14 protein-coding genes and 1 pseudogene are annotated in these 17367 nt (G+C 68.2%); 9 read left to right on the top strand and 6 right to left on the bottom strand.

Annotation, left to right across the window (positions count from 1 at the left end; all coding sequences use genetic code 11):
• Positions 1 to 367: 367 nt before the first annotated feature.
• The gene (locus ASD55_RS02860; protein WP_056763584.1) at positions 368 to 1570 is read right to left on the bottom strand and encodes a DUF3667 domain-containing protein; all 1203 of its coding nucleotides are present in this window, start codon (positions 1568 to 1570) and stop codon (positions 368 to 370) included.
• A gap of 107 nt (positions 1571 to 1677) precedes the next feature.
• Between ASD55_RS02860 and ASD55_RS02865 the strand changes: the two genes are divergently transcribed.
• Positions 1678 to 3063 (top strand): MATE family efflux transporter, encoded by a 1386-nt coding sequence (locus ASD55_RS02865; protein WP_007809983.1) that lies wholly within the window; start codon positions 1678 to 1680, stop codon positions 3061 to 3063.
• Between the two features lie 46 nt (positions 3064 to 3109).
• The gene (gene sppA, locus ASD55_RS02870) at positions 3110 to 4969 is read left to right on the top strand and encodes a signal peptide peptidase SppA (protein ID WP_056763585.1); all 1860 of its coding nucleotides are present in this window, start codon (positions 3110 to 3112) and stop codon (positions 4967 to 4969) included.
• 17 nt (positions 4970 to 4986) lie between these two features.
• Here the strand turns inward: sppA and ASD55_RS02875 are convergent, their stop codons facing one another.
• Entirely contained in the window at positions 4987 to 5190 is a 204-nt protein-coding gene (locus tag ASD55_RS02875) for a hypothetical protein (RefSeq protein ID WP_056763587.1), read from the bottom strand.
• Between the two features lie 102 nt (positions 5191 to 5292).
• Between ASD55_RS02875 and ASD55_RS02880 the strand changes: the two genes are divergently transcribed.
• Complete coding sequence (locus ASD55_RS02880) at positions 5293 to 6075, top strand: SDR family oxidoreductase (RefSeq protein WP_056763589.1); 783 nt, start codon at positions 5293 to 5295, stop codon at positions 6073 to 6075.
• Positions 6076 to 6103: 28 nt separating this feature from the next.
• Here the strand turns inward: ASD55_RS02880 and ASD55_RS02885 are convergent, their stop codons facing one another.
• On the bottom strand, positions 6104 to 7048 hold the full coding sequence (locus ASD55_RS02885) for a DegV family protein (RefSeq protein ID WP_200946052.1): 945 nt from the start codon (positions 7046 to 7048) through the stop codon (positions 6104 to 6106).
• A 194-nt stretch (positions 7049 to 7242) separates the two neighbouring features.
• Here ASD55_RS02885 and ASD55_RS02890 point away from each other — a divergent pair, with 194 nt between their 5' ends.
• Positions 7243 to 8034, top strand: coding sequence for an AMP nucleosidase (locus ASD55_RS02890; protein WP_056763591.1), 792 nt, complete (start codon positions 7243 to 7245; stop codon positions 8032 to 8034).
• A gap of 80 nt (positions 8035 to 8114) precedes the next feature.
• Here ASD55_RS02890 and grxD read toward each other — a convergent pair.
• Positions 8115 to 8717 (bottom strand): annotated as a pseudogene (gene grxD / locus ASD55_RS02895) (Grx4 family monothiol glutaredoxin); the annotation flags it as partial.
• Positions 8718 to 8830: 113 nt separating this feature from the next.
• Here grxD and ASD55_RS02900 point away from each other — a divergent pair.
• Both ASD55_RS02900 and ASD55_RS02905 read left to right on the top strand, forming a co-directional pair.
• Positions 8831 to 9529, top strand: coding sequence for a TetR family transcriptional regulator (locus ASD55_RS02900; RefSeq protein WP_235577706.1), 699 nt, complete (start codon positions 8831 to 8833; stop codon positions 9527 to 9529).
• Positions 9513 to 10298 carry an SDR family oxidoreductase gene (locus ASD55_RS02905; RefSeq protein WP_056763593.1) on the top strand — a complete coding sequence of 262 codons (786 nt, stop codon included), beginning with the start codon at positions 9513 to 9515 and terminating at the stop codon, positions 10296 to 10298. Before ASD55_RS02900 ends, ASD55_RS02905 begins: the two co-directional genes overlap by 17 nt.
• Positions 10299 to 10314: 16 nt before the next feature.
• Here ASD55_RS02905 and ASD55_RS02910 read toward each other — a convergent pair whose 3' ends face one another.
• Entirely contained in the window at positions 10315 to 10923 is a 609-nt protein-coding gene (locus ASD55_RS02910; protein ID WP_056763595.1) for an SGNH/GDSL hydrolase family protein, read from the bottom strand.
• A 5-nt stretch (positions 10924 to 10928) separates the two neighbouring features.
• Positions 10929 to 12170, bottom strand: a complete 1242-nt coding sequence (locus tag ASD55_RS02915; RefSeq protein ID WP_056763597.1) for an aminotransferase class I/II-fold pyridoxal phosphate-dependent enzyme — start codon at positions 12168 to 12170, stop codon at positions 10929 to 10931.
• 171 nt (positions 12171 to 12341) lie between these two features.
• Between ASD55_RS02915 and rsgA the strand changes: the two genes are divergently transcribed.
• The 3 genes from rsgA (at position 12342) to ASD55_RS02930 (ending at position 17244) form a co-directional block, all read left to right on the top strand.
• Positions 12342 to 13397 (top strand): ribosome small subunit-dependent GTPase A, encoded by a 1056-nt coding sequence (gene rsgA / locus ASD55_RS02920; protein ID WP_056763598.1) that lies wholly within the window; start codon positions 12342 to 12344, stop codon positions 13395 to 13397.
• Positions 13398 to 13558: 161 nt separating this feature from the next.
• A complete protein-coding gene (locus ASD55_RS02925) occupies positions 13559 to 14848 on the top strand; it encodes a flavohemoglobin expression-modulating QEGLA motif protein (protein WP_056763600.1) in 1290 nt (429 codons plus the stop codon).
• A gap of 104 nt (positions 14849 to 14952) precedes the next feature.
• Complete coding sequence (locus tag ASD55_RS02930) at positions 14953 to 17244, top strand: NADP-dependent malic enzyme (RefSeq protein ID WP_056763601.1); 2292 nt, start codon at positions 14953 to 14955, stop codon at positions 17242 to 17244.
• Positions 17245 to 17367 lie beyond the last annotated feature (123 nt).

Here is a 17367-nt window from a genome sequence, read left to right on the forward strand (position 1 = left end):
CAGTGTAACCGCCGGCTCCGTCCGGCTCGCCGCGCCGTGTGCGGCCGCTCGCCCGGAGTTGCGTGAACTTGCTCCCCGTCTATCGAGGAGTCGGGGGTAAGTGGCTATCCCGGGGAAGGTTTTACGCTTATCCACAGCGACTGTGGATAAGTCTGTGGATGCAACGGGGAGGGCAGGCCGCAAAGGGCGTGGTGGCGCCCTTCATGACGGCTTGACGACGTTTTGGTCACGTAGAAAAATTGTTTTCAATCAAACACATGCAAAATGCGTTCGGGCATGGTTCACACAATTGACAAACCCGCGAGCAGTGCCTTGACAGTCAGTTGACGCTGTGCAAAACCGCTGGCGGAGCCACCGAAAAACGGCTCTAGTGAGCCATGCCCAGCAGCGCGGCGATCGTCAGCGCGAAGATCAGCAACCAGAAGTAGAACCAGCCGATGAACCAGAATTTCAGCACGGTCATCGGCCAGCCCTGGTGGTAGATCCGTTTCTGCATGATCAGCAGACAGGTCGGGATCCACAGGATCAGCAGGGTCTGCACCCAGCCCAGCACCTCGCCGGTCCAGGCCGCATGTGGATGCAGCCAGCTCGACAGCATGCCGACGAGGGTGATCAGCAGCAGGCTCATGAACATGAAGGCGTGGCTGTGCAGGGCCACGATCAGGTGTTCCATGTACAGCCGTCGGCGGAATATGTAGAACAGCTTGAGCAGGCCGGCGAACACCGGGATCAGCACGAACATGGTCATCGGCAACGCGCCGAAGACGCCATTGATCATGCGTTGCTTGGCTTCGGCGCGGGTGGCGGGATCACCGTCCTTGTAGGCCCGTACGTTGTCGCGGAAGCGCTGGCCCAGCGTGGTCAGGCGGGCGTTGACCACGTCCGGCAGCCAGCTGACGTGGATCGGTTCGGAGGCTTCCCTGGCCCTGCCGGAGCGGACTTTCGCCGGCTTGGCGCTGTCGGCGCTCCGTGCCGGTGCCGGCTCCGGCGATGCGGCGACGGAGCTGGCCGGCATCGGCGCGGCGCCCAGCGCAATCAGGCGTCGGTTGGCCTTCTGGCGAAGTTCATGGTCGGCGGCCTGGATGCGTTCCAGTGCCTTGGGCGGCAGCACGCCGGTTTCCCGCGCGCTCTGCAGGCCGTCAAGTTCCTCCTTCAGTGCCTTGCGCACGTCAGCCGGAGTGGCGGCGCCTTCGATCTCCGAACTGTCCACCTTCACCAGCGGCAGTCCGGTTGCGGGGAGCTTGTCGGCAAACTGGTCGATCGCCAGGTGAAACACGAAGAACGACAACAGGCACAGCACGAACATCAGCCGGAACGGCGCGATGTAGCGCACCCGCCGGCCGCCGAAATATTCCAGCGTGAGGAAACCGGGCTTCAGCAGCAGTGGCGGCAGCGTATGCACGATGCGACCGTCGATGTGCAGCACCGTCTCCACGGTCTCCTCGAACATGTGGTGCATCGGCTTGAGCACGCTGTGGATCGACTGCCCGCACTCGTGGCAGAACTCGCCCTGCATCGGGGCGCCGCAGTTGGCGCAATGCAGTCCTTCGTAGCTGGTGAGCTGCTTCATGGCAGTCCGTAGTTCGTCGCAGCGGGGAATAGTCGCACAGGTTGCCCGGGCGGCGGCCGTGACGAATGGCTCAGGTAGAATGGCCGGCTCTGGAGTCTGCTGTGTCGATGAAACCCTTCCGTCCCGAACGTGCCCGTCTGCAGCACGAGGTGCGCGCCACGGTGCGTCTTGCGCTGCCGTTGATCGCTGCCCAGCTGGCGGCGATCGGCAGCAACGTGATCGACACGGTGCTGGCCGGCCACGTCAATGAACACGTGCTGGGCGCGGTGGCGGTGGGCGCGAACATCTGGTCGCTGGCGATCGTCAGCGGCATCGGCATGATGATGGCGGTGCCGCCGTCGGTCGCCCAGCTCGATGGCGCCGGGCGCCGGCCGGAGGTGGGCGCGGTGTTCCACCAGGCGCTGTGGATGGCGCTGGGCATGGGCGTGCTGCTGTGGTTCGCGGTGCGCCACGCGGAGCCGCTGATCGATTTCATCGGGGTGACGCCGAGCCTGCGCCACGACGTGCAGCGTTTCCTGCTGGCGATCAGCTGGGGCGCGCCGGCGCTGACCTGTTACTTCGCGCTGCGCGGCCTGTCCGAAGGACTGTCGCTGACCCGGCCGTCGATGTATTTCAGCCTCGGCGGGCTGGTCCTGCTGATCCCGCTGGGCTACGTGCTGATGTTCGGCAAGCTGGGCATCCCGCCGCAGGGCGCGCACGGCTGCGGCGTGGCCACCGCGATCGTGCTGTGGCTGGAGATGCTGGCGTTCGGCATCTATGTGGTCTTCCGCCGCAACTACCGCGGGCTGGGACTGTTCGAGCGTTTCGAATGGCCGGACCTGCGCCGGATCGGCCAACTGCTGCACATCGGCCTGCCGATGACGGTGACCCTGCTGGCCGAGGCCGGGCTGTTCGTGGCCACCGCGCTGATCATCGCCACGCTGGGCGAGTCGGTGATCGCCAGCCATCAGATCGCGATCAACATCGCCTCGTTCTTCTTCATGATCCCGCTGGGGCTGGCGATGGCGATCACCGTGCGGGTGGGCAACGCGGTGGGGCGCGGCGACGAGCAGGGCGTGCGTTACGCGGGTTTCTGCGGGATCGGCCTGACCCTGGTGACCCAGCTGGTTTCGGCCGGTTTCATGCTGGGCCTGCCCCATTTCATCGCCACGCTGTACACGCGCGATCCGAAGGTGATCATGCTGGCCGCGCAACTGATCATGCTGGCCGGCGTGTTCCAGTTTTCCGACGGCATCCAGGTGGCCGCCAATGGCGCGCTGCGCGGCCTCAAGGACACCCGCGTGCCGATGGCGATCACCCTGTTCGCGTACTGGGTGGTCGGCATGCCGGTGGGCTGGTGGCTGGCGTTCCACCACGGCATGGGCGCGCGGGGCATGTGGATCGGCCTGATCGCCGGCTTGTCGGTGGCCGCGGTGATGCTGTTCACCCGCTTCTGGCGCAGCGCCTGGAAACAGCGCTGGCGCCGCCACCTGTCGATCACGGCAGCGGCCTGACCCTCGACCCGCTACGCTGGCCCATCAAACACGGACTACCCATCGCATGACCTCACCGCCACCGCTCCGCCGCAACGGCTTCTGGGCCTTTCTCTGCGCCGTGGGGCGTTTCATCAACGGCTGTCGGCTGATCATCATCAACGTGGTGTTCTTCGGCCTGCTGTTCGTCCTGCTGCTGGTGCTCGGCGCCGACGTGGATCGCACGGTGCAGTCCGACAGCGTGCTGGTGATCAAGCCGCGGGGGCAACTGGTCGAGCAGTCCAGCATCGATCCGCTGCAGCGCGCACTGGACGGCCTGTCCGGCGAAGAGCCCCGGCAGGTGCAACTGCGCGACCTGACCGGCGCGATCGATGCCGCGGCGAAGGATCCGCGGATCAGCCGCATCCTGCTGCTGCCCGACGAATTGCAGGGCGGCGGCTTTGCCGCGTTGCGCGAAGTCGGCGCGGCGCTGGACCGGTTCCGGGCGGCGGGCAAGCCGGTGATCGCCTGGGGCGTGAACCTGGACCAGGGCCAGTATTACCTGGCGGCCCACGCCGACCGGCTGCTGGTCGATCCGCAGGGCGGCGTGATGCTCACCGGCCTGGCCAATTACCGGCTGTTCTACAAGGACCTGCTGGACAAGCTCGGCGTGGACGTCCACCTGTTCCGGGTCGGCGAGTTCAAGAGCGCGGCCGAGCCGTACATCCTCGACCACGCCTCGACCGAGGCGAAGCAGGCCGACAGCTACTGGATGGGTGGCCTGTGGACGGGCTACCTGGCCGAGGTGGCGCAACTGCGCAAGCTGGACCCCGCCACGTTGCGCGACGACGTCGACAACCTGCCCGAGCATATCGCCAGCACCCAGGGCAACCTCGCCGAGCTGGCGCTGAACCAGCACCTGGTCGATGGGCTGGCCACGCGGGCCGACCTGATCGCGATGATGCGCAAGGAAGGCGTGCCGGCCGACCGCAAGGGCCACAACTTCCGCCAGATCGCGCTGGACCGCTATGCCTCCGCGGTGTCGAGCGATGGCGATCTGCCCGCCGCGGGCGTGGCGATCGTGGTGGCCGAGGGCGAGATTGCCGGCGGCAAGCGCGGTCCCGGTTCGATCGGTGGCGAATCGACGGCGGCGCTGATCCGCAGCGCCCGCGAGGATCGCAAGACCAGGGCGCTGGTGCTGCGGGTCAATTCGCCCGGCGGCGAGGTGTATGCCGCCGAGCAGATCCGCCGCGAGGTCGAGCTGACCCGCACGGCCGGCATTCCCGTGGTGGTCTCGATGGGTGACGTGGCGGCCAGCGGCGGCTACTGGATCTCGATGAATGCGAACCGCATCTTCGCCGAGCCCAACACGATCACCGGATCGATCGGCATCTTCGGCCTGTATTACACGGTGCCCGGCACGCTGGCCAGGCTCGGCGTGCAGAGCGACGGCGTCAGCACCGGGCCGATGGCCGGCGCGTTCGACATCACCCGCCCGCTCGATCCGAAGGTCGGCACGGTGATCCAGGCGATCATCGACAAGGGCTATCGCGATTTCGTGGGCAGCGTGGCCAAGGCCCGGGGCAAGAGCTACCAGGCGATCGACGCCATCGCGCAGGGACGGGTGTGGACCGGCGAGCAGGCGCTGCAGCGTGGCCTGGTCGACCAGCTCGGCGGGCTGGACGCGGCGGTGGCCGAGGCGGGTCGTCTGGCCCGGCTGGGCAAGGGCTATCCGGTGCGCTACGTGGAACCGCCGCAAGGCGGCTTCGAGCGCTTCCTGATGGGCCTCAGCCAGAGCGCCAGCGTGCATGTGCTGCAATCGTTCGGCGTGCGCCTGCCGGACTGGGTCGCCCAGCTGCCGGCGAAAGCCCCCGAACTGCAGTTGCTGCGCAATGCGAAGGCGGGCACGCCGAACATCTACGCTGACTGCCTGTGCCGTCCGCGTTGAGCTGAGGCCGCCAGCGGCTACTGCTCCGCGGCCTCGATCTGCTTGTCCTGCTCGGCGGATTTTTTCTCCAGCGCCTTGCTCACGTCCTTCGCGCGCTGCTCGTCGGCGCGCATCGCGTCGAACGGCGTGCTCACCGCGGCCGGTTTCGCCTGCGGTTCGGGCGGCTTGCGCGAGCATGCGCCCAGCGCGGCAAGGCAGAGCAGGAGCGGCAGCAGCTTCATGGCGATGTCCGTGCGTGATGGATGCGGCGAGTGTCCCGCCAGTGGCGGGCGCCAGGCAAGGAACGCGTTGGCAGCCTGCGTATGAGGCTTTAAGCTGACCGGATGAACAGCCGCCTCGATGCCTGGCAACTGCAAGGCCACAACGCCCTGATCACCGGCGCCAGCAAGGGCATCGGCCACGCCACGGCGCGCGAGCTGGCCGGGCTGGGCGCCAACCTGCTGCTGGTGGCGCGCGATGCGGACCACCTGGAGCAGGTCAGGGTCGAGCTGGCCGACGATTTCCCCGCCAGCGAGGTGATGGCGTTCGCGGCCGACGTCAGCGAAGCGGAGGACCGGCTGGCCGTGTTCGACTGGATCGCCGACCTGGGCACGCCGCTGTCGCTGCTGGTCAACAACGCCGGCGGCAACCAGCCCGGCGCCACGCTCGACTATCGCGTGGACGACTGGCGCCGGATCTTCGAGCAGAACCTTTTCAGCGCGTTCGAGATGTGCCGGCTGGCGCATCCGCAGCTGGTGCAGCACGCGCATGCGGCGATCGTCAACGTGGGCTCGGTATCCGGGATGACCCACGTGCGCACCGGTTCGCCCTACGGGATGAGCAAGGCCGCACTGCACCAGCTCACCCGCAACCTGGCCGCCGAATGGGCGGTGGACGGCATCCGGGTCAACGCCGTGGCGCCGTGGTACATCCGCACCCAGCGCTCCGAACCGGCGCTGGCCGATGCCGACTACCTCGACGAGGTGCTCGATCGCACGCCGCTGGACCGGATCGGCGAACCGGAGGAAGTCGCCGCGGCGATCGCCTTCCTGTGCCTGCCCGCAGCCAGCTACATCACCGGCCAGGTGCTGGCGGTGGATGGCGGCTTCCTGAACTACGGCTTCTGAGCCTTGCGCGCGCCGGCGCGCCGCGGCGTCAGAACTCGGCCACGTGATCCTCGGCGGCAAAGCCGATGGTGACCGCGCCTTCGCCGACGTTGACCATGCCGGTGATGCTCATCGGCGCTTCCATCAGCTCGACGCCGCATTCCTCGCAGGCCTGGCGCAGCTCGAGATAGCCGGGCAGGTGCTCCAGCACGGCAAGGTCGCCGCCGTAGCTGGCGCACACCATGGGCACGATCAGGCCGGCGCGGACCCGTTTGGTCACGTAGCCGAACAGCGCCTCGGCGCCCTGCTCGAAGCCGCGCACCTTGCCGACCGGGCCGGTTTCGCCCTGGAAACAGCGCAGGATCGGCTTGATGTCGAGTGCCGAGCCCAGCATGGCGCTGACCAGGCCCACGCTGCGGTCGTTCTTCTTCTTGGCGCGGGCGCGCAGGTAGTAAAGGTCACGCGGCAGCATGTAGCCATAGGTGTGATTGGCGACATGGGTGAGTCGCTCGCGGATCGCGGCGGGCGGTTCGTCGGCGGCGATCAGGCGGGTCGCCTCGTAGATCGCCGGCGCGGCGCCGGCGAAGATGTTGCGGGTGTCGACCACGCGCATCATGAACGGGCCGGGGACGCCGGCCTGGTCGCGCACCTGGCGATAGTTCTTGAGGATGCCGAAGCTGGCCTTGTTGACGTGCTCGTTGATCGGGCTGCGGGTGGCGGTGATGGTCAGGCAGAACACGCAGTCCTGTTCCAGCACCAGTTTTTCCAGGAACAGCTTCTGGACCTCTTCCACCGGGCACGGTTCGGTCTCGGCCGAATGGCTGCGGTTGCCCAGCCGGCGGTTGATGAAGCGCTGGATCTCCTCCGGCCGGCGATCATCCATGAAGACTTCGCGGTCGATCCGGACCGTGATCGGCATCACCGCGATGTCGTGCTTCTGAAGGAACTCCTGCGAAAGATCGCAGGCCGCATCGATTGCCAGACCCATCCGCATCAGGTAGTCCCCCGCAACATTGATGGCAGGCAAAACATAACATGAGGGCCGTGATTGTGGCGTCTGTCGCGACTTTGAACGAACGCCGCGATGATCCGGCTGGTCGGGGGGCGACGGCCCCCCTAAAATGAAACCACTGAACTGGCATCTCGCCGGCGTGGCGTCGCCGGTAACGTGATTCGGGCAATACCCAGATGAAAAGCAAACAGGAAATCGTCTCCAACTGGCTGCCGCGCTATACCGGCACCGCGCTGGAGCAATTCGGCGAACACATCCTGCTGACCAATTTCGGCAATTACGTGGAGCTGTTCGCCCAGTGGCATGGCGTGGAGGTGCAGGGCCGCGACCGGCCGATGCCGAACGCCACCGCCGACGGCATCACCCTGATCAACTTCGGCATGGGCAGCCCCAACGCGGCCACCGTGATGGACCTGCTCGGTGCGATCGAACCGCAGGCCGCGCTGTTCCTGGGCAAGTGCGGCGGGGTCAAGAAGAAGAACCAGCTGGGCGACCTGGTGTTGCCGATTGCGGCGATCCGTGGCGAAGGCACCAGCAACGACTACCTGCCGCCGGAGGTGCCGGCGTTGCCGGCGTTCCAGTTGCAGCGTGCCGTGTCCACCATGATCCGCGACCTTGGCCATGACTACTGGACCGGCACGGTCTATACCACCAACCGGCGCGTGTGGGAACACGACGACACGTTCAAGGATTACCTGCGGCGCACCCGCTGCATGGCGGTGGACATGGAGACGGCGACGATCTTCGCCGCCGGCTTCGCCAACCGGATTCCGTGCGGCGCGCTGCTGCTGGTATCGGATCAGCCGATGGTGCCCGAGGGCGTCAAGACCGAGGCCAGCGATCGCAACATCACCGCGAAGTATGTCGAGGCCCACATCAAGATCGGCATCGAGGCGCTCAAGCTGGTGCGTCGCAACGGTCGCAGCGTGAAGCACCTGCGCTTCGAGGAAGAGATCGAGTCGGAATGAGCCTGTAATGAAGAGCCCCGCCATGGCGGGGCTCTTCATGTCGCGAGTCGACCGGGTCGAATGCCCGGTCAGGCTTCCGGCGCGCCCGGGAATTTCAGGCTGAGGCCTTCGCCCTGCACGGTGGACACCCAATCGATCACGATGCCCCGGGCACGCTGTGCGCTGGCCGGATCAAAATGCACTTCCAGGCCGTTGGCCACCGCCACGATGTCGTGCTCGCTGGCCGGCGCCAGCTGGAAACCGGCGCTGTGGTCGGGGCCGATCTCCAGGTGCAGCGCCACGCCCTGGGCGTTCGCGGTGCCCTGGCGGATCGCCTCGGCGGCGGCGTCGGTGATGGTGATTTCCGGCGGCGTGCGGTCCGGCGCGGACACGCCGAACAGCTGGTGCAGTTCGCCGCTGCCGTACATCTGGCGAATGATGTCGGCGCCGCCGACCAGCTCGCCTTCCACGTACAGCTGCGGAATCGTCGGCCAGTCGCCAAAGGCCTTGATGCCTTCGCGGATCTCCGGGTCGTCCAGCACGTTGACCGTGTGATATTCCGGCAACAGCTCGTTGAGCGTATTGGTGGCGGCAGCAGAGAAGCCGCACATCGGCTGGCGGCGGTTGCCCTTCATGAACAGCACCACGCGGTGCTCCCTGAGCAGGGTTTCGATGCGTTCGCGGGTGCCGGGATCGAGCGACATGGCGTGATTTCCTGAAGATCGGGGGAGACCGTCCATGATACCGCGCCTGCGGGGCCGGCTGACTTGACCCGGATCAGCTTGAAAAATGACTCACGGTCATTTATAAATGACCGATGGTCAACAACGCTCCCGCCAAGATCGGTCCGGGTCGTCGCGCCGTCAGCGCCGACCTGAAGGATCGCCGCCGCAGCGAAATCCTTGCCGCCGCGCTGCGGCTGCTGTCGGAGCGGCCGTATGCGGCGATCACGATGAGCGACGTAGCGGCGGCGGCCGGCGTGGCCAAGGGCACCAGCTACTTGTACTTCCCCACCCGGGAGGCGCTGTTCCTGCAACTGCTGGCCGAGCATTACCTCGGCTGGTTCGATGCCTTCGATGCGCAGTTGCAGGCGTCCGCCGCCAGCGACCTCGACGGCTGGATCGACGGGCTGCTGCAGGATTTCGCCCGGCGTCCGCTGCTGTTGCAGCTGATGGGCGTGCTGCATGCCGTCCTGGAACACAACGTGCCGGTGGCCGAGGTGCTGGCGTTCAAGCGGCAACTGGCGCAGCGGGTGACCGCCAGCGGTGCCGCGCTGGAGCAGGTGCTGCAGCTGTCGCCCGGTGCGGGCAGCCGCCTGCTGCTGTGGCTGCAGGCGATCGTCCCCGGCCTGGCGCAGATGGCGGCGCCGCCGGCGCCGTTGCGGGCCGCGCTGCTGGCTGCGCCGGATCTGTCCGGCTTCGTGATCGACTTTTCCGCCGAACTGCGGCGACTTCTGCTGGCCCTGATTGCCGGCTTGCGTACCTGCCCGGAGACCTTGCATGACCCCCGAACCTGATCACCGCACCGCCCTGGTGACCGGCGCCTCCAGCGGGCTGGGCGTGGCCTTTGCCCGCGAGCTGGCGCGGCGTGGCTGGAACCTCGTGCTGGTGGCGCGCAGCGAGGCGCCGATGCAGCAACTGGCCGATGAATTGCGCGCCGACGGTGCGATGGTGCAGGTGCATCCGCTTGACCTTGCCGACGCGGCCGCGTGCGAAGCGCTGGTGGCGAACCTGGCCAGCGCCGGCGTGCAGATCGATGCGCTGGTCAACAACGCCGGCTTCGGCGTGTTCGGCGATTTTGCCGACACCGACTGGGCGCGCCTGGAAAACATGCTGATGGTGGACGTGATGGCGCTCACCCATCTGACCCGCCTGTTCCTGCCGGGCATGCGCCAGCGCGGCTACGGCCGCGTGCTGCAGGTGGCTTCGACCGGCGCGTTCCAGCCTACGCCGGGCTACGCCGCCTACGCGGCGGCGAAGAGCTACGTGCTGGCGTTTTCCCATGCGCTGGACGAGGAGCTGCGGGACAGCGGCGTGCATTGCACCGTGGTTTCCCCCGGGGTCACGGCTACCCGTTTCCTCGAAGTGTCCGGCCAGCGCGCCACCTGGTACCAGCGGCTGACCCGGATGGAGGCGCCGGCGGTGGCCAGGCGCGGCATCGACGCCATGCTGGCCGGGCGCGCCGGGGTGATCACGGGCTGGGTCAATGCCTTGATGGCCCACTCGATCCGGCTGACGCCGCGCGTGCTGTCGGCGCGGGTCGCGGGCAGGCTGATGCGCAACTGAGCCGGTGCGGCGGTGATCAGCCCTGCGTGCGCAAGGCGTCCGCCGCCACCGGGGCGATCGCGGCCAGCCAGCGCCGGTACTGGTCGGCGGCAGGATGCAGTCCGTCTGCGGCGACCAGCTGTGGATGCGCCCGCGAGATGCCGGTGATGTCGACGAAACCGGCGCCCGCGCGTGCACTCTCGTGGCGGGCGATCGCGTTGTAGACGTCCAGTTCCGCCGCGATCACCGAGCGGTCGCGGCCCTGTTCGCCGGCGAAGCGGGTGACGCCCCAGTCGGGAATCGACACCACCACCACGCGGGCGGCGCGGCCACCCGCCAGTGCCGTGGCGCGGGCCAGCAGCGCGGCGAACTGCGTGCGGTATTCGTCGGCCGGCCGGCCGCGATACTGGTTGTTCACGCCGATCTGCAGGCTGACCAGCGCGTAGGGCGGGTGCAGCGCGGCCTGGTCCATGCCCTGCGCCAGCTCGTCGGTGGTCCAGCCGGTGACCGCGATGATCTGCGGCTCGTCGATCGGCAAGCCATCCGCCCGCAACTGCCGCACCAGCAGGGCCGGCCAGCGTTCGTCGGCCGCCACGGCCTCGCCGATCGTGTACGAATCGCCGAGCGCGAGATAACCCGTCGGCACGGCGTTCAGGCCACCGCGGCGGCGGGCGACTGCTCGCGCGCCATCCCCGCCAGCACCCGTTCGATGCGCACGAACACTTCATGCAGCTGCGCCGGCGGCGGCAGCAGGGTCAGCCGGAAGTGGCGGCTGCGCGGCACGTTGAAGCTGCTGCCGGGCACCACCAACACCGACTCCTCTTCCAGCAGGCGCAGCGCGAACGCCTCGTCGTCGAAGCCGGGAATGCGGTCGGCGCGCACCTGGGGGAACGCGTAGAGCGCGCCATCGGGTGCGACCAGTTCCAGGTATTCGCTGGCGGCCACGCCGTCGAGCACGGCCCGCCGCGCCTCATGCAGGCGGCCGCCCGGCGCGGTCAGCGTGCCGATCGTGGGCGCGTCCTGCAGGGCGGGCAGCACCGCCCACTGCGCGGTGACGTTGGCGCACAGGCGCAACGCGGCCAGCAGCTGCAGTGCGTCGCGATAGGCGGCGCTGTGGGTCGGGTCGCCGGAAAGACTCATCCAGCCGACCCGGTAGCCGCAGGCACGATGGACCTTCGACAGGCCGCCGAAGCTGAGGCAGGGCAGCTCGCCGGCCACTTCGGCCAGCGGCTGGAACCGGGCGCCGTCGTAGAGGATCTCGTCGTAGATCTCGTCGGCCAGCAGCAGCAGCCGATGGCGCGCCGCGATCGTCACCAGCCGCTCCAGCATCGCGCGCGGGTAGGTGACGCCGGTGGGATTGTTCGGGTTGATCAGCACCAGGGCGCGGGTGCGCGGGCCGATCAGCGCCTCGATCTCGTCCGGATCGGGCAGGTGGCCGTTGCGCGCCAGGCAGCGGTAATAGCGTGGCTGGCCACCGTTGAGGATGGTGGCGGCGCTCCACAGCGGATAGTCCGGGCTGGGCAGCAGCACTTCGTCGCCGTCCTGCAGCAGCGCGCGCAGGGACAGGTCGATCAGCTCGCTGACGCCGTTGCCAATGAAGATGCGCTCGGCGTCCACGCCGCGGGCGCCGCGGGCGCGCTGCTGCGCGGCAATCGCCTCGCGGGCCAGCTCCAGTCCCTGCTCGTGGCCGTAGGCCTCGCTGTCGTGCAGGTGGCTGGCGATCGCCTCGCGCAGGTGCGCCGGCGCCTCGAAACCGTAGCGTCCGGGGTTGCCGATGTTGAGCTTGATGATGTCCCGCCCGGCCGCTTCCAGCTCGCGTGCGCGCCGGGTCAGCGCCCCGCGGATTTCATAGCGCACGTCCGCCAGGTGCGCACTGGGTGTGATCGAGACCAACGCCGGTATCCTTGTCGCAGGTTGATGACGGGCGGCGGTCGTGCCGCCGGCAGCCCGATGCTAGCAGCGTGATGCAGTGCAGCGCGAGGGCTGCACGGCCGTTTTGCGGTTCATCGTCGGGCAATCTTCGGGCAGGGCATAATCACCGAACCGTGCCGACTGATCTCCCCCATGAGTGATCCCGAAACGATCGAACGCCTGCGCAGCATCGGCTGGCGTGGTGACCGGCTGCCCGACGGCGGCCTGCGGCTGGCGCGGGTGGTTGCCCAGCACCGGGCCGGCTACGAATTGCACGACGGCCAGACGCTGTTCGGCGCGCAGCCGGACGGGCGCTACCTCAAGCGCGGCATCGATGCGGGCGAGCGGCCGGTGGTCGGCGATTTCGTCGAAGTGAGCGACGGCAAGCCGCCGCACATCATCAACGTGCTGCCGCGGCGCACGGTGCTGTCACGCGCCGCCGCGGGCGAGCGCTACGAGCGCCAGCTGATCGCCACCAATATCGACTACGTGCTGGTGCTGACCGGCCTGGACGGCGATTTCAATCCGGCGCGGATCGAGCGCTACCTGTCGCTGACCGAGGACTCCGGCGCGCAGCCGGTGGTCCTGCTCAGCAAGCTGGACACCCGCGACGACGCGGACGCGCAGATCGCGGCCTTGCGCGCACGGCTGCCCGCCGATGTGCCGATCCATCCCTTGAACGGCAAGGACCCGGCCAGCGTGGCCTTGCTGGCCCGCTATCTCGGGCCGGGCGACAGCGCGGTGCTGGTCGGTTCGTCCGGCGCCGGCAAGTCGACCCTGACCAACACCTTGCTCGGCACCGCCACGATGGCCACCGCCGAGGTGCGCAGCCACGACAGCCGCGGCCGCCACACCACCACCCATCGCGCCCTGCTGCAGCTGCCCAGCGGCGGCTGCATGATCGACACGCCGGGCATGCGCGAACTGAAGCTCACCGGCGAGGAAAACCTCGACCTGTTCGCCGACATCGAGGCGCTGGCCGAAGCTTGCCGGTTCGCCGACTGCGGCCACGGCAGCGAGCCGGGCTGCGCGGTGCAGGTGGCGCTGGACAATGGCGAACTGGCGCCCGGCCGCTGGCGCAACTACCTCAAGCTGCACGACGAGCGCGAGGAGCAGGCGGCCACGCTGGAAGCACGTCTGCGCAAGCAGCGCGGCGGACGTCCGATCGAACGGCCGCACGGCCATCGCGGGCAGCGCGAGCGCGACTGAACCCTGGCGGCTCCCACGCTGGCGGGCGAAGCGTCTAGTATCGCGGCAACGCCATGGGTGCGCCGGCACGCAATGACCCGGCTGCAGAAGTTGCTGCCTGCCACCCACCGCTGCGCGCCCGGATGGTGCGCCGATGTCGCCACCTGCGCTGGACTGCCACCATGAACGCCCCGGACCATCACGTCGCGCCCGAGCTGCAGCGTTATGCCGCCCTCGACCAGCGCCTGCTGGCGGCCGTGCGCGGCATCCACATCCTGCCCACGGTGGCGTGGCCGGCGTCGCTGGAAAACCGCATGATCGACGCCTACAGCCGGGGCCGGTTCAGCCTGCCGGAAGTGACGTACGCGCGGCCGGAACTGAGTGCCGTGCGGGCCGAGCTGGCGGCGATCGAGGCCGCCGCCGGCGGCAGCGATCCGCTCGACATCGATCCGCTGGGCGACTACCTGCGGCGCACCGCCGAGTCCTGGCGCATCGCCGCCGAAATGCTGGAGTCGGTCGGCAGCGCGGGCGTCACCGCGCCGTCGATCGCCCTGTATGGACGTCCGGACGACATGATCCCCGGCAGCCAGCGCAGCAACCTGGACGCCGCCCATTACTTCGTCGCCCTGTCCGACGAGCTGGGCGCGGACCTGCTCGCCGACGACAGCATCGTGAACATGCCGGCCGACGCGCTGCGCGCCGACCTGTCCGCCACCCTCGACGACTTCTTCGGCGCCGGCACGATCAGCGTGGAAGTGGACCCCGAACTGACCGCCAAGGCCGCTGCCGGCGCCACCCGCATCCGCCTGCGCGGTGGCGACTGCTTCAGCGATTACGATCGCCACCAGTTGCTGGCGCACGAGGCCTTCGTGCATTCGCTGACCGCCCTGAACGGCCGCCGGCAGCCGTTGCTGGCGTCGCTGGCGCGCACCTCGCCGCGGGTCACTGCCACCCAGGAAGGCCTGGCGGTGTTCGCCGAGCTGATGTCCGGTGCCATCGACATCACCCGGCTCAAGCGCATCAGCCTGCGCATCCTGGCCATCGACATGGCGTTGAACGGCGCGGATTTCGTCGAGGTGTACAAGTATTTCAGCCTGTGCGGGCAGAGCACGGCGGACAGCTTCCACTCGGCCCAGCGGGTGTTCCGCGGCGTGCCGCCGGGCGGCGGTGCGGTGTTCGCCAAGGACAACGTCTACCTGTCCGGGCTGCTCACCGTGCACACCTTTTTCCGCTGGGCGCTGCGGCAGCGGCGGATGGATCTGCTGCGCCACCTGTTCGCCGGCAAGCTGACCCTGCACGACGTGATCGCGCTGCAGCCGCATTTCGAATCCGGCGCGATCCTGCCGCCGCGCTGGCTGCCGCCGTGGATGCAGCACGTGCATGGACTGGCCGGCAAGCTGGCCTTCTCGGTCTTCATCAACGGCATCCAGTTGAGCCAGGTGCAGGGCGAGGACTGGCTGGCCGGCGTCTGAATCCGCGCCGTGGTCGAAACCGGGGCAGGCCGCGCCGGTGTTAACATCACGGCACGTCGACTGCACTGCCGGCCGACGCTCCTTCAAGGACAACAACGCATCCCATGAGCCTCCCCGAAGAACTGCGCCTCGCCGCGCTCGAATATCACCGCCTGCCCCGGCCGGGCAAGATCAAGGTCACCCCGACCACCTCGCTGCTGACCCAACGCGACCTGTCGCTGGCGTATTCGCCCGGTGTGGCCGCGGCCTGCGACGCGATCGTCGAGGACCCGACCACCGCCGCCGAATACACCGCGCGCTCGAACCTGGTGGCGGTGATCAGCAACGGCACCGCGGTGCTCGGCCTGGGCAACATCGGCCCGCTGGCCAGCAAGCCGGTGATGGAAGGCAAGGGCGTGCTGTTCCAGAAGTTCGCCGGCATCGACGTGTTCGACATCGAGATCGACGAGAACGACCCGGACAAGCTGGTCGACATCATCGCCAGCCTGGAGCCGACCTTCGGCGGCATCAACCTGGAAGACATCAAGGCGCCGGAGTGCTTCATCGTCGAGCGCAAGCTGCGCGAGCGGATGAAGATCCCGGTGTTCCACGACGACCAGCACGGCACCTCGATCATCGTCGGCGCGGCGCTGATCAATGCGCTGGTGGTGGTCGGCAAGAAGATCGAGGACATCCGCGTGGCCACCACCGGCGCCGGCGCGGCGGGCATCTCCTGCCTGGACATGCTGGTGGCGCTGGGCGTGAAGCCGCAGAACATCCTGGCGTTCGATCGCGACGGCGTGATCCACACCGGGCGCACCAACCTCGACCCCGACAAGCAGCGCTACGCGCGTGACACGAAAGCACGCACGCTGGCCGAGATCGTCGATGGCGCGGACGTGTTCCTGGGCCTGTCCGCCGGCGGCATCCTGAAGCCGGAGATGGTCGCCACGATGGCCGAGCGGCCGATCATCTTCGCACTGGCCAACCCGAACCCGGAGATCACCCCGGAGGACGCCAAGGCGGTGCGCCCGGACTGCATCATGGCCACTGGCCGGTCGGATTATCCGAACCAGGTCAACAACGCGCTGTGCTTCCCCTACCTGTTCCGCGGCGCGCTGGACGTGGGCGCCACGGTGATCAACGAGCCGATGAAGATCGCCTGCGTCAAGGCGATCGCGGCGCTGGCGCGGCGCGAGTCGTCCGACGTCAGTGCGCGCGCCTACGGCGGCAAGCCGCCCAGCTTCGGCCCGAACTACCTGATCCCGCAGCCGTTCGACCCGCGCCTGCTGCTGCAGCTGCCGCCCGCGGTGGCGCAGGCGGCGATGGATTCGGGCGTGGCCACGCGGCCGATGGCCGATTTCGCCGAATACACCGATCGCCTCACCAGCTTCGTGTTCCGCACCGGCCTGCTGATGAAGCCGGTGTTCGAGCGGGCCAAGTCCGCGCCCGCGCGGCTGGTCTACGCCGAGGGCGAGGAAGAGACCGTGCTGCGCGCGGTGCAGGTGGTGGTCGACGAAGGCCTGGGCAAGCCGATCCTGATCGGTCGCCCCGAAGTGATCGACAAGCGCATCAAGCGCGCCGGCCTGCGCATCAAGCCCGGCGTCGACATCGAGATCTGCAACATCAACTCTGACCCGCGCTTCGACGACTACTGGCAGCACTACCACCGGCTGATGGAGCGCCGCGGGGTCACGCCGTCGATGGCCAAGGCGGTGATCCGCTCGCGGCCCACCGCGATCGCGGCGCTGATGGTCGAGCGCGGCGAGGCGGACGCGATGATCTGCGGCCTGGTCGGCCAGTATCAGAGCAAGCTGCGCTACATCCGCGACATCATCGGCCTGGACGAGGGCGTGGTGGAACCGTCGGCGATGGCCGCGGTGTCCACCGACAAGGGCACCTTCTTCTACCTCGACACCCACGTGCAGGACGATCCCTGCCCCGAGCAGATCGCCGAGGCAACGCTGCAGGCATCGATCCGGCTGAAGCTGTTCGGCATCCAGCCGAAGATCGCGCTGCTCTCCGGCGGCAACTTCGGCAGCCGCGACACCTGCGGTTCGAAGAAGATGCGCAAGGCGCTGGAGCTGATCCGCGCCCGCGCGCCGCGGCTGGAAGTGGAAGGCGAGATGCAGGCCGACGTGGCGCTGGTGCCGGCGTTGCGCGAAAAGCTGTTCCCGCATTCGCGGCTGGAAGGCAAGGCAAACGTGTTCGTGTTCCCTAACCTGGACGCGGCCAACATCGCCTACAACATGACCCGCATGCTGTCGGACGGCGTGGTGATCGGCCCGATCCTGATGGGCGTGGCCAAGCCGGCGCACATCCTGATGCCGCAGTCGACCGTGCGTCGCGTGGTCAACATGAGCGCGGTGGCGTGCGTCGAGGCGCAGATCCGCGCGGCAAATCGTTCGCAGGGCTGAAGTTTTGCGACGCCTGCCATGCGCCGGCGCATGGCAGGCGGATTGGCTAGCCTCAGGCCCAGCGGCTAGACTTGGACGTTGATTCCCGCCGCACTCCCCGGCGGCGGGCATTCCCCCTCAAGC

Origin of the sequence: Rhodanobacter sp. Root561, from assembly GCF_001427365.1 — a bacterium.
In the GTDB taxonomy this organism is placed as follows: Bacteria; Pseudomonadota; Gammaproteobacteria; order Xanthomonadales; family Rhodanobacteraceae; genus Rhodanobacter.

Bases quoted from the DNA above. Each gene is read 5' to 3' on its own strand.
- ASD55_RS02860 (WP_056763584.1), bottom strand. From the start codon at position 1,570: ATGAAGCAGCTCACCAGCTACGAAGGACTGCATTGCGCCAACTGCGGC.
- ASD55_RS02865 (WP_007809983.1), top strand. From the start codon at position 1,678: ATGAAACCCTTCCGTCCCGAACGTGCCCGTCTGCAGCACGAGGTGCGC.
- sppA (WP_056763585.1), top strand. From the start codon at position 3,110: ATGACCTCACCGCCACCGCTCCGCCGCAACGGCTTCTGGGCCTTTCTC.
- ASD55_RS02875 (WP_056763587.1), bottom strand. From the start codon at position 5,190: ATGAAGCTGCTGCCGCTCCTGCTCTGCCTTGCCGCGCTGGGCGCATGC.
- ASD55_RS02880 (WP_056763589.1), top strand. From the start codon at position 5,293: ATGAACAGCCGCCTCGATGCCTGGCAACTGCAAGGCCACAACGCCCTG.
- ASD55_RS02885 (WP_200946052.1), bottom strand. From the start codon at position 7,048: ATGCGGATGGGTCTGGCAATCGATGCGGCCTGCGATCTTTCGCAGGAG.
- ASD55_RS02890 (WP_056763591.1), top strand. From the start codon at position 7,243: ATGAAAAGCAAACAGGAAATCGTCTCCAACTGGCTGCCGCGCTATACC.
- ASD55_RS02900 (WP_235577706.1), top strand. From the start codon at position 8,831: ATGGTCAACAACGCTCCCGCCAAGATCGGTCCGGGTCGTCGCGCCGTC.
- ASD55_RS02905 (WP_056763593.1), top strand. From the start codon at position 9,513: ATGACCCCCGAACCTGATCACCGCACCGCCCTGGTGACCGGCGCCTCC.
- rsgA (WP_056763598.1), top strand. From the start codon at position 12,342: ATGAGTGATCCCGAAACGATCGAACGCCTGCGCAGCATCGGCTGGCGT.
- ASD55_RS02925 (WP_056763600.1), top strand. From the start codon at position 13,559: ATGAACGCCCCGGACCATCACGTCGCGCCCGAGCTGCAGCGTTATGCC.
- ASD55_RS02930 (WP_056763601.1), top strand. From the start codon at position 14,953: ATGAGCCTCCCCGAAGAACTGCGCCTCGCCGCGCTCGAATATCACCGC.